Annotated in this window: 11 protein-coding genes; 2 read left to right on the top strand and 9 right to left on the bottom strand. The window is 72.1% G+C overall.

Going from position 1 to position 10,985, the window contains the following annotated elements:
* Window positions 1-134: 134 nt before the first annotated feature.
* The 7 genes from ACIHAA_RS03815 to ACIHAA_RS03785 all read right to left on the bottom strand — a co-directional run bounded on the left by ACIHAA_RS03815 (window position 135) and on the right by ACIHAA_RS03785 (window position 7,252).
* Window positions 135-923 (bottom strand): ABC transporter ATP-binding protein, encoded by a 789-nt coding sequence (locus ACIHAA_RS03815; protein WP_399812609.1) that lies wholly within the window; start codon window positions 921-923, stop codon window positions 135-137.
* Window positions 916-1,845: an ABC transporter permease gene (locus tag ACIHAA_RS03810; protein WP_399812607.1), complete on the bottom strand. Its 930-nt coding sequence runs from the start codon at window positions 1,843-1,845 to the stop codon at window positions 916-918. The genes ACIHAA_RS03815 and ACIHAA_RS03810 overlap by 8 nt, the downstream gene beginning before the upstream one ends.
* A gap of 99 nt (window positions 1,846-1,944) precedes the next feature.
* Window positions 1,945-2,829: a glycosyltransferase family 2 protein gene (locus ACIHAA_RS03805; protein WP_399813710.1), complete on the bottom strand. Its 885-nt coding sequence runs from the start codon at window positions 2,827-2,829 to the stop codon at window positions 1,945-1,947.
* Between the two features lie 8 nt (window positions 2,830-2,837).
* Complete coding sequence (locus ACIHAA_RS03800) at window positions 2,838-3,617, bottom strand: CDP-alcohol phosphatidyltransferase family protein (RefSeq protein ID WP_399812604.1); 780 nt, start codon at window positions 3,615-3,617, stop codon at window positions 2,838-2,840.
* Window positions 3,595-4,656: an iron-containing alcohol dehydrogenase family protein gene (locus ACIHAA_RS03795; protein WP_399812601.1), complete on the bottom strand. Its 1,062-nt coding sequence runs from the start codon at window positions 4,654-4,656 to the stop codon at window positions 3,595-3,597. Before ACIHAA_RS03795 ends, ACIHAA_RS03800 begins: the two co-directional genes overlap by 23 nt.
* Entirely contained in the window at window positions 4,644-5,396 is a 753-nt protein-coding gene (locus tag ACIHAA_RS03790; protein WP_399812598.1) for a sugar phosphate nucleotidyltransferase, read from the bottom strand. Before ACIHAA_RS03790 ends, ACIHAA_RS03795 begins: the two co-directional genes overlap by 13 nt.
* Window positions 5,393-7,252 carry a DUF5941 domain-containing protein gene (locus ACIHAA_RS03785; RefSeq protein WP_399813708.1) on the bottom strand — a complete coding sequence of 620 codons (1,860 nt, stop codon included), beginning with the start codon at window positions 7,250-7,252 and terminating at the stop codon, window positions 5,393-5,395. The genes ACIHAA_RS03790 and ACIHAA_RS03785 overlap by 4 nt, the downstream gene beginning before the upstream one ends.
* 803 nt (window positions 7,253-8,055) lie before the next feature.
* Between ACIHAA_RS03785 and idi the strand changes: the two genes are divergently transcribed.
* Entirely contained in the window at window positions 8,056-8,649 is a 594-nt protein-coding gene (gene idi / locus ACIHAA_RS03780; protein ID WP_399812595.1) for an isopentenyl-diphosphate Delta-isomerase, read from the top strand.
* 99 nt (window positions 8,650-8,748) lie between these two features.
* Here the strand turns inward: idi and ACIHAA_RS03775 are convergent, their stop codons facing one another.
* Window positions 8,749-9,258: an ATP-binding protein gene (locus ACIHAA_RS03775; RefSeq protein WP_399812592.1), complete on the bottom strand. Its 510-nt coding sequence runs from the start codon at window positions 9,256-9,258 to the stop codon at window positions 8,749-8,751.
* Window positions 9,259-9,551: 293 nt separating this feature from the next.
* Between ACIHAA_RS03775 and ACIHAA_RS03770 the strand changes: the two genes are divergently transcribed.
* Entirely contained in the window at window positions 9,552-10,301 is a 750-nt protein-coding gene (locus ACIHAA_RS03770) for an enoyl-CoA hydratase/isomerase family protein (protein ID WP_399812590.1), read from the top strand.
* Here ACIHAA_RS03770 and ACIHAA_RS03765 read toward each other — a convergent pair.
* On the bottom strand, window positions 10,279-10,923 hold the full coding sequence (locus ACIHAA_RS03765; protein ID WP_399813707.1) for a DJ-1/PfpI family protein: 645 nt from the start codon (window positions 10,921-10,923) through the stop codon (window positions 10,279-10,281). The two genes, ACIHAA_RS03770 and ACIHAA_RS03765, sit on opposite strands and share 23 nt — an antisense overlap.
* Window positions 10,924-10,985: the final 62 nt, after the last annotated feature.

Below are 10,985 nucleotides of genomic sequence, written 5' to 3'. Positions count from 1 at the left end.
CGGCGGGGTGTCCCGCAGATCACAACAACACACCGATTGGCGTCAAGATTCCTACCGGCAAAGAGAGTTGGCGCTTCCTTTGCAGTAGCGGGGCCCGGCCGGAACACTCCGGCCGGGCCCCCGGCCACCGCGGGCTACTTGCCCGAGAACTTCTCGTACTCCTTGATGACCTCGTCGGTCGGACCGTCCATCCGCAGCTCGCCGCGCTCCAGCCACAGGACCCGGTCGCAGGTGTCACGGATCGACTTGTTGTTGTGGCTGACCAGGAACACCGTGCCGGCGTCCTTCCGCAGCTCCCGGATGCGCTCCTCGGAGCGCTTCTGGAAGGCGCGGTCGCCGGTGGCCAGGGCCTCGTCGATCATGAGCACATCGTGGTCCTTGGCGGCCGCGATGGAGAAGCGCAGCCGCGCCGCCATGCCGGAGGAGTAGGTCCGCATGGGCAGCGTGATGAAGTCGCCCTTCTCGTTGATGCCGGAGAAGTCGACGATCTCCTGGTAGCGCTCCTTGATCTGCTCACGGGACATGCCCATGGCGAGACCGCCCAGGATGACATTGCGCTCGCCGGTGAGGTCGTTCATCAGGGCCGCGTTCACACCGAGCAGCGAGGGCTGGCCGTCGGTGTAGACCTTGCCCCGCTCGGCGGGCAGCAGCCCGGCGATGGCGCGCAGCAGGGTGGACTTGCCGGAGCCGTTGGACCCGATGAGCCCGATGGCCTCGCCGCGGTGGGCGACGAACGACACGCCGCGGACCGCGTGCACCTTGCGCACGCCGCGCGCCTCGTCGTCGGAGCCGCGCCTGAGGATGCGGCTGAGGGCGGCGGTCGCGCTGCCCTTGCCGGACTTGGCGCCGTTGACGCGGTAGACGATGTGCAGCTCGTCCGCGATGACGGTGGGGATCAGGGCCCCGGAGTTCTGCTCAGCCACGGCCGTACCGCTCCTCCGCCTTCCAGAAGTACACAAAACCGCCGCCGAAGACGACCACGGCCCAGAACACCGCGATGGCCCAGACGTGCGGGGGCAGGTTCCCCGGGCCGTAGTCCTTGATGAGCGCGAAGCGCATCAGGTCCATGTAGATGGCCGCCGGGTTCACCTGCAAGGCGCGGACCACCCATTCGGGGCGGCCGACGAGCATGTTGTGGATGGAGAACATGACACCGGACATGTACATCCAGGTGCGCAGCAGGAACGGCATCAGCTGGGCCAGGTCCGGGGTCTTGGCACCCATCCGCGCCACGATCAGCGCGAGGCCCGTGTTGAAGAGGAACTGGAGCAGCAGGACCGGGACGATCAGCAGCCAGGACATGCGCGGATAGCTGCCGAAGCCGACGGCCACGGCGAACAGCACGACCATCGAGAACAGCAGCTGCTGGAGCTGCTGCAGCGCGAAGGAGACCGGCAGCGAGGCGCGGGGGAAGTGCAGGGCGCGCACCAGGCCCAGATTGCCGGAGATGGCCCGCACACCGGCCATGATCGAGCTCTGGGTGAAGGTGAAGACGAAGACGCCGGTCACCAGGAAGGGGATGTACGTACCGTGCGTCATGCCCCGGCTGGCCTTCAGGATCAGCCCGAAGATCAGGTAGTACACGACCGCGTTCAGCAGCGGGGTGGCGACCTGCCACACCTGGCCCAGCTTGGCCTGGCTGTACTGAGCGGTCAGTTTCGCCTGCGAGAAGGCGAGGATGAAGTGGCGCCGCCCCCACAGCTGGCGGACGTAGGAGCCGAGGCCGGGCCGTGCGCCGCTCACGGCGAGCCCGTACTTGGCGGCCAGCTCGGCCGGGGTCAGTCCGTCGTCGGGCGACGGGCGGGCGCTCAGCGCGACGCCGCCGTCGTGCGTAGTCTCACTCACTGGTTGGCAAACTCTCCGTGTTCAGAAAGCGCGGCGGGGCCGCGCACGCGTGGGAGCCGGGATGTGGGTCCCACGGTGTGTTTCCGGCTATCGAGCTTGTCAGATGATCGGGGGCCGGCCCAGTCGGGTCAGCCGCCACACCGTACGCCACTTCATGGGGCGCCGGGGGCCGCACGTGCTCGTCCAGCCCTCGCGGAAACCGCCGAACCATGCCTTCAGGGCGGCCCGCGAGGGGCGGCGCAGCAGGGTCAGCAGCATCCAGACGCCCAGATAGACCGGGACGAGGACGGCGGGGAGGTTGCGGCGGGCCAGCCACACGCGGTTGCGCGCGACCATCCGGTGGTAGACCGCGTGCCGGGAGGGCGCGGTCGTGGGGTGGTACAGGACCATGTCGGACCGGTAGTCGATCATCCAGCCCGCGTCCAGGGCACGCCAGGCGAGGTCGGTCTCCTCATGGGCGTAGAAGAACTCGTCCGGCAGTCCGCCGACCTCGGCGAGGACCTCCGTGCGGACGGCGTTGGCGCCGCCCAGGAAGGTGGTCACCCGCGAGGAGCGCAGGGGGTCCGAGGCACGCAGCCGCGGCACATGGCGGCGCTGGGTCTCGCCGGTGCCGGGGTCGGCGATACGGAAGCTGATGATGCCCAGCGCCGGGTCGGCGGCGAAGGCACGGCGGCACAGCTCGGCGGTGTCGTTCCGGGCGAGCAGGCCGTCGTCGTCCAGGAAGAGCAGGACGTCGACGTCGTAGCCGGGGCGGCCGTCGGCGCGGCGGAACGCCTCGATGCCGACGTTGCGGCCGCCGGGGATACCGAGGTTCTCGGGCAGCTCGATGGTGCGGACGCCGTCGGGGACGTGCGGGACGGGCGAGCCGTTGCCGACCACGACGACCTCGACCGGGCCGCCGTCCTGCTTGGCGACCGAGTCGAGGAGGTCGCGCAGCTCGGCGGGGCGGTTGCCCATCGTGATGACGACCGCCCCGACCTTTATGCCGCCGCTCACTTCAGCCTGCTGGAGGCGAGGATGGACACCAGGTGCAGCAGGGTCTGGAGCAGCGCGATGCCGGCCAGTACGGCGACCCCGAGCCGGGAGAAGTACAGATCGCCGCGTACCGCGTCCAGGACCGCCAGGACCAGGATCAGCAGGGAGGCCTCGATCCCGAGCACCAGGCGGTGGAACTTCAGCGCCGAGGCGGCCCGGCGGGCCAGCGCGATGCCGGAGGAGCGCGGCTCGGCGGCCGCCTCCTTGACCGGCGGCAGCCCGCCCTGGTGCCGGGCGACACCGACGAGGTCGGTCTCGGCCTTGATCAGGACGGCGCCCAGGGCGGCGAGGGTGCCGAGGAAGGCCCACAGCCAGTCGATCCGGCCGGAGCCCCAGAGGTCGGCGGCGCGCAGCCCGAAGCCGATCAGCACCGCCGCGTCGCACAGATACGCGCCGACCCGGTCCAGATAGACCCCGCCGAGCGAGAACTGCTTCTTCCAGCGCGCTATCTCGCCGTCCACGCAGTCCAGGAGCAGATAGAGCTGCACCATGACCACGCCCAGGACGGCGCCCGCGATGCCCGGCACCAGCAGCGCCGGGGCGGCGAGGACGCCGAACAGGGTCATCAGATAGGTCAGCTGGTTGGGCGTGACCCTGGTGTTGACCAGATAGCGGTCGATGCGCAGGGAGACCTCGCGCATGTAGAGGCGTCCCGCCCAGTGCTCACCGCTGCGCCGGTCCTTCACCCCGGCGGGGTGCACGACGGGGCGGAGTTCAGCTACCGATGGCCTTGGCATAGTCGGCGTACGCGTCCTTGATCTGGTCGGTCTTCAGGTCGAGGTGTTCGAGGATCGTGTAGCGGCCGGGCCGGGTCTGCGGAGCGAACTCCACGGCCCGGACGAACTCGTCCACCGTGAAGCCGATCTCCTCCGGCAGGACCGGCAGCCCGTGGCGGCGCAGCACCTGGGCCATGTACGCCGACTCCTCGTGCGCCCCCCGCAGATGCATCGCGAAGGCCGCGCCCAGTCCGCACTGCTCGCCGTGGGCGGCCGCGCGGCGGGGGAACAGCAGATCGAACGCGTGGTTGATCTCGTGGCAGGCGCCGGAGGAGGGACGGGAGTCCCCGGACACCGACATGGCGATACCGCTGAGGACCAGCGCCTCGGCCAGCACCTGAAGGAAGTCGTTCTCACCGATGCCGCCGGGGTGGCGCAGCACGGCCTCACCGGCTCCCCGGGCCATCGCCGCGGCGAGACCGTCGATCTTCTCGCCGTTGACCCGGTTGGACAGCTCCCAGTCCGCGATCGCGGAGATGTTCGACACGGCGTCGCCGATGCCCGCGCGCACGAAGCGCACCGGGGCCTCGCGGATGATGTCGAGGTCGATGACCACCGCGATCGGGTTCGGCACACCGTAGGAGCCGCGGCCCGCGTCGTTGTCGAGGGTCGCGACGGGCGAGCACAGACCGTCGTGGGCCAGGTTGGTGGGCACGGCGACCAGCGGCAGGCCGACGCGCGCCGCGGCGAACTTGGCACAGTCGATGATCTTGCCGCCGCCCAGGCCGACGAGCGCGTCGTAGTGGCCCGCCTTCATGTCGCCGGCCAGCCGGACCGCGTCGTCCAGGGTGCCGCCGCCGACCTCGTACCAGGTGGCGCCGGGCAGGGTCGGGGCGAGCCGCTCGCGCAGCCGGGCGCCCGAGCCGTCGCTGACCGCGACGGCGAGCTTGCCCGAGTGGGAGATGCGCTCGTCCGCGAGCACGGTCGCCAGGTCGTCCAGGGCACCCGGGCGGATGTCGACGACGACCGGCGAGGGAATGAGCCTCGTCAGTAGCGGCACGCGATCTCCCGTCCCCGGGCCAGGTCGTCGTGGTTGTCGATCTCGACCCACGGCACATCGCCGATGGGCGCCACGTCGATGGTGAAGCCGCGGTTGACCAGCTCCTGGTAGCCGTGCTCGTAGAACTGCTGCGGGTCGGTCTCCCACACGGTCTTCAGCGCGTCGGCCAGCTCGGCGGCGGCGTCGCCCTCGATCAGGGTGACGCCGATGTACTCGCCGGTCGCCTCGGCCGGGTCCATCAGCTTGGTGATCTTGCGGACTCCCTTGTCGGGGTCCACGACGACCTTCATCTCCTCGTCGGCGAGCTGCTTCACCGTGTCCAGGGCGAGGATGATCCGCTTGCCCTCGCCGCGGGCGGCCAGCAGCGTCTTCTCGACGGAGACCGGGTGCACGGTGTCGCCGTTGGCGAGGATCACACCGTCGCGCAGGGCGTCACGGCCGCACCACAGGGAGTAGGCGTTGTTCCACTCCTCGGCCTTGTCGTTGTCGATGAGGGTGAGCTTCACGCCGTACTTGCGCTCCAGGGCCTCCCGGCGCTCGTACACGGCTTCCTTGCGGTAGCCGACGATGATCGCGACCTCGGTCAGACCGACCTCGGCGAAGTTGCCGAGGGTGAGGTCCAGGACCGTGAGGTCCTCCTCCATGCCCGTGGGCCCCACCGGCACCAGAGCCTTGGGCAGGGTGTCGGTGTAGGGGCGCAGGCGCCGCCCGGCGCCTGCCGCCAGCACGAGGCCGATCATGCGGGTTCTCCTTCATCGTGTACGGCGGGTGCGCCACCCTGGTGGGCGGTCACCCAGAAGCGGATGCTCTCCACGAGCACCACCAGGGCCACATAGACGGCGAGGGCCGTGAGCGCGACCCGGAACTGCGCGGCGGTGAGCAGCGCGGCCAGCACGGTGACCAGGAGTGTCCGGCCTTCGTGCCCCGCGACCGCGCGCACCAGCCCGCGCGGCGGCGCTCCGGCGTCACCGCGGATGCGGTACACCGTGTCGTAGTGATGGTAGGCGACGGCCGCCACCAGCCCGAAAGCCGCAGGCAGTACTCCGTTCACCCCGGCTTTGGCAGCCAGTGCCAGCACCGTGCCGTATTCGGCGGCCCGGAAGAAGGGCGGCACCAGCCAGTCGAGGGAGCCCTTGAGGGGCCGCAGCACGGCGGCGGCGGACAGGACCGCGGCGACGGCGGCGCCCAGGACGCTCTGCCAGCCCGCGCCCCAGACCAGGGCGGGAGCCACGGCGAGGACGGCGGCCGCGAGGGCCAGCCAGGGGGCCGCGCCGCGGCCGGGGCCACGGGCGGAGCGGTCGAGCAGTTCGGTCAGCGGGCCGCTGTCCGCGAGGTCGGCCAGCGCCCGGGCGGCGCGGTCGGTCCGCCGGGCCTTGCGGGTGAGCGAGCGCAGCACCCGGCCCGCCGTGGTGTAGACGGCGGCGAAGGCGCAGCCGATCAGCAGCACGGTGAAGGTGATCCGGGGGGTGGTGGCCGCGGTCAGGACGGCGATCAGCGCCCAGCGCTCACCGATCGGCAGCACGATCATCCGGCGCAGCCAGACCGTCCAGCCGACGCTGTCGAGGCGGTCCGAGAGGGCGGCGGTGGGGCTGGTGTTCGCGGTCGCGTCGTGGTTCGCCTCGTTGAAGGCGAAGTCGACGACATGTCGGCAGGTCTGGAGGACCATCGCGCCGAGGGCCAGCGCCCAGACGTCGTCGCCGCCGCGGGCCGCGCCCAGGGCGAGACCCGCGTAGTAGGCGTACTCCTTGGCCCGGTCGAAGGTGGCGTCCAGCCAGGCGCCGAGCGTGGAGTACTGGAGCGAGTAGCGGGCGAGCTGGCCGTCGGTGCAGTCCAGGACGAAGGACAGGATCAGCAGGACGCCCGCGGCGATGAAGCCGGTCCGGGTGCCGGTGGCCGCGCTCCCGGCCGCGATCAGGGCGGTGAGCAGCGAGGCGGTGGTGACCTGGTTGGGGGTCAGACCCCGGCGCGCGCACCAGCGGGCGAGGTAGCGCGAGTAGGGGCTGATGAAGTGCGTGGTGAAGAAGCCGTCGCGGGCCTTGACCGCGCTGCGCAGGCGTACGGCCTCGTCGTCGACGGCGGCGACGGCCTGGCGTGCCTCGTTGCGGGCCTGGGGGTCGGCGGGGACGGCGGCGACGAGCGTGCCCAGCTCGGGGCGGTGGACCGCGACGTCGTCCGCGTCGAGGGCCTCGGTGAGGCGCTCGGGGAGGTTGTCGGTCGGGGCCGGGACGTCCGCCCGCTCGGGCACCGGGAGCGGGGAGGGGGCCGCGGGCAGCGGGTGGGCGGCCTCGGTCGCGGCGGTGTTCTCGCGGGCGAGGGCCCGGGTCAGCGCCTGCCGGGCGGCGGCCTGCACCGTCACGGCGCCGGGGACGGCGGCGGCCGGGAAGCGGGGGTCGGTCAGACCGAGCCGCAGCGCGTGCGGGTGTCCGACGAAGCGGCTGTCGACGATCGCGACCCGCTGGTCCGCCGGTACGGCGGCGAGGAGCGTCTCGGCGTCACCGGCGTCGGTGGCGACCCGCACGTCGAAGCCGAGGGCCCGCAGATCGCCCTCGAGCGACGATCCGGGGACCGGCTGTCCGGTGAGGATGGCGGTCGGCAGACGAACTCACTCCCTGGGGCCCGACGCGTACGGGCGCCGGTCGTGTGTACGTGGTGGGGGCGCCCGGGCCGGGGGCCGGGCGGCATGTCGGCGAAGGCTATCCGATACCGGGAAGCCGGTGTTCACCGGCCGTTCACGGGGTGATCAACCCGGTCTGTGCGTCCGCCGCCGCGATCATCATCGGGGATCGGACGGGTGTGCAACAAACCGCGGACCCAGACCCCTACATTCCCGGCATCACGGCGGTGCCGCGACCGGACAGACCGGTCACACACCCGTCATCGCGGGGAATACCGGACCTGTGGCCGTCCCCCGGGGGCCGCGGGTGGGCGCATCGGCGCCCTGCTGTCGCCGCACCTTCACGGCCTTCTCACCCTCCGGCCATGCCGCTCGGGACCGGGGGCCGGGCTCGGTCCGGGCCGACCCCCGGGGCATAGGGTGAGGGCCCACAACAGGGCCGGTCACCGGCACGGGGCTGGTCACCGGCCGCCGGACTCCGCGTGCGGCTCTCCGGGGACCGGCGTGCGGCCCTGCGGGCCCCGCGTGCACGCCGGGCGTGCGCGCCGGAAGTACGGCGCGCGCCCGAGCGCCGGGCACCCGGAGCGCACGGCGGGAACGGTTCGCGCTCCGCGGCGCCGGGCACGCTCACGACCGGCTCCCCGGCCTGGTCCGGGCTGTGTTCCGCAAGGCCTCCGAGGCCCGTGCGGACCGGCCGGGAGGGACATGCGGGAAGCAGGGAAGTGCCGGGAGTGCCGGATTCGTGCGGCAGACTGGGGACTGGACAACCAATGCGAAGGATGGGTATGCCGATCACACCTGCCACCGCGACGCACCGTTCGCCGAACGGCACCGCTGAAGCGATCCTGCTGGAGCTGGTCGACGAGGACGGCACCACGATCGGCACGGCGGAGAAGCTCGCAGCCCATCAGCCGCCGGGACAGCTGCACCGCGCGTTCTCGGTGTTCCTCTTCGACGAGCGCGGCAGGCTCCTGCTCCAGCAGCGGGCGCTCGGCAAGTACCACTCCCCCGGTGTGTGGTCGAACACCTGCTGCGGCCACCCCTACCCTGGCGAGGCCCCGTTCGCTGCGGCGGCCCGGCGGACCTACGAGGAGCTGGGGATCTCCCCGTCGCTGCTGGCCGAGGCGGGCACGGTCCGCTACAACCACCCGGACCCGGACTCCGGGCTGGTGGAGCAGGAGTACAACCACCTCTTCGTCGGACTGGTGCAGTCCCCCGTGCGCCCGGATCCGGAGGAGGTCGGGGCGACCGCCTTCGTGACGCCCGCCGAGCTGGCCGAGCGGCATGCGAAGGACCCGTTCTCGTCGTGGTTCATGACGGTCCTGGACGCGGCGCGCCCGGCGGTCAGGGAGCTGACGGGCCCGTCCGCAGGCTGGTGATCCGGGGCGTCGGCCGGGGTGTCCGTACCGGCCGCCGGTCCCCGTCCGCGGCCACGGCTCCGCCCGCCCCGGGACGAGCCGTGGCGGTGCGGGACCGCCTCACAGGAAACGGGTGGGCTTGAGCGGGAGCGCGACCCAGATCACCTTGCCGCCGCTCGCCGTGTGCTCGACATTGCAGACCCCGCCGGATTCCCTGGTGATCTCGCGAACCAGCAGCAGCCCCCGGCCGCCGGTCTGCCCGTGGTCGGCCTCCAGCGCGCTCGGCCGGTAGGGGTGCTCGTCCTCGACCGAGACCCGCACCCACTCCGGGCCCACGGCGACCTCGACGGCGAGTATCGGCGACAGCAGCGCCGCGTGCCGTACCGCGTTGGTGACCAGTTCGGAGACGATCAGCAGCAGGGCGTGCACGGTGTCGTCCGAGACGGGCACGCCCTGGCGGCCGAGCAGATCCCGGACGGCGTGCCTGGCCTGCGGAACCGAGGCCTCCACGGCAGCGGCCGTGAAGCGCCAGACCCCCTCGTACGGCAGCGGCGCGGGCGGCTGCGGGCCGTCCGGCTCGGCCCCGCCGCGGTCAGGGCGCGGGTCGGCCCCCCGCCCTCTGTTGTCCATAGCCCGGTCGCCACCCTCGCGCTCGATTGTCACCACGCGTCGAGTGTTGGGAATGCGCTGGTCCGTCCCGAATGACTGAACGCAAGTCGGCTGGTATCGACGACATTTCGACCCTTGGTGCACGGCACGGTCCACTGCATGACCGATCCTGTTCTTCCCCGTGGCGACTTCGGAACTCTTCGGGTTGTACGGGTTCCGGTGCCGGACCCCCGGCCGGGTCCGGGCACGGCGGCGGCCTCCTGTCTCGGCCCTCGGCGCCCACACGTCCGTGCGGTACGGATAGCATCCGGCCCATGGAGCCGCAGCTGCTGCATCGCGTCACGGACGGAGTCGCGACCGTCGTCATCCACAACCCCGCCAAGCGGAACGCGATGACGGAGGCGATGTGGGAGGCGCTGCCACCGCTGCTCGACACCCTCGCCGCCGATCCGGACGTACGGACACTGGTGCTCACCGGCGAGGGCGGCACCTTCTGCGCGGGGGCCGACATCACGGGCTTCCAGGGGTCGCAGGAGGGCCCGCAGCATCTGTCGGTCCTGGCCGAGGAGGCACTGGCCACCTTTCCGAAGCCCACGCTGGCGGCGATCCGCGGCCACTGCGTGGGCGGCGGATCACAGCTCGCGGTCGCCTGCGATCTGCGGTTCGCGGAAGAGGGGGCGCTCTTCGGGGTGACCCCGGCCCGGCTGGGCATCGTCTATCCGGCCTCCTCAACCCGTCGGCTGGTGGCCCTGGTGGGCGCCGGAACCGCCAAGTACCTGCTGTTCTCGGGCGAGTTGATCGACACCGGCCGGGCACTGCGGGCGGGCATGGTCGAGGAGGTGCTGCCCGAGGGTGAACTCGACAAACGGGTGGCCGAGTTCACCCGGGTGCTGGCCTCCCGCTCCCAGCTGACCCAGGCCGCGGCCAAGGAGTTCGCCAACGGGCGCACGGACCGCGACGCCCACTGGGCCCGGCACGCGCGCGCCGGGACCGAGACCGCGGAGGGCGTCGCCGCGTTCATGGAGCGCAGACCGCCCCGGTTCACCTGGACTCCGTCGCGGTGAACCGGCTCCCCGCGCGCGCCTTCTCCACGAGGTGCGCCGGGGCCTTGTGCGGGGCCCCCGCGTCGTAGGGCGGCCGGGGGTCGTACTCCGTCATCAGCTGTACGGCGCGGGCGTGGTCGTCGCCCGCGATCCGGCCGAGCAGGGCGAGCCCCATGTCGATGCCGGCGGAGACCCCGGCGGCGGTGACGTACGTGCCGTCGAACACCACCCGCTCACCGGTGGGCCGGGCGCCGAACCGTCCCAGCTCCTCCAGGGCCAGCCAGTGCGAGGTGGCGCGGCGGCCCGTGAGCAGCCCGGCCGCGCCCAGCAGCAGGGAGCCGGTGCACACGGAGGTCGTCCAGGTGGTGGTGGCGTCGGCGGCGCGCAGCCAGTCGAGGAGTGCCGCGTTCTCCATCTGCGGTGTCTGGCCGGGGCCGCCCGGGACGACCACGATGTCGGGCGCGGACACCTCGGCCAGGGTCCGGTCGGCGAGCAGGGCGAGGGCTCCGGTGTCGGTGCGTACGGGCCCGGTCCGTTCGGCGACGAACACGGTCTCCGCGCCGGGCAGGCGGGAGAGGATCTCATAGGGGCCCACCGCGTCGAGTGCGGTGAAGCGGTCGTAGAGGACGATGGCGATCTGCACGGGTTTCCCTTCGTCGGCCGGTCGTTCGATGGCGGTGGAGCGGTACGCGGTCGGGGCCGCGG

The sequence above is a fragment of the Streptomyces sp. NPDC052040 genome, assembly GCF_044548405.1.
Taxonomy (GTDB): Bacteria; Actinomycetota; Actinomycetes; order Streptomycetales; family Streptomycetaceae; genus Streptomyces.
This window is presented reverse-complemented; position numbering and strand designations above follow the sequence as displayed.

Bases quoted from the DNA above. Each gene is read 5' to 3' on its own strand.
- ACIHAA_RS03800 (WP_399812604.1), bottom strand. From the start codon at position 3,617: ATGCCAAGGCCATCGGTAGCTGAACTCCGCCCCGTCGTGCACCCCGCC.
- ACIHAA_RS03790 (WP_399812598.1), bottom strand. From the start codon at position 5,396: ATGATCGGCCTCGTGCTGGCGGCAGGCGCCGGGCGGCGCCTGCGCCCC.
- idi (WP_399812595.1), top strand. From the start codon at position 8,056: ATGCCGATCACACCTGCCACCGCGACGCACCGTTCGCCGAACGGCACC.
- ACIHAA_RS03775 (WP_399812592.1), bottom strand. From the start codon at position 9,258: ATGGACAACAGAGGGCGGGGGGCCGACCCGCGCCCTGACCGCGGCGGG.
- ACIHAA_RS03770 (WP_399812590.1), top strand. From the start codon at position 9,552: ATGGAGCCGCAGCTGCTGCATCGCGTCACGGACGGAGTCGCGACCGTC.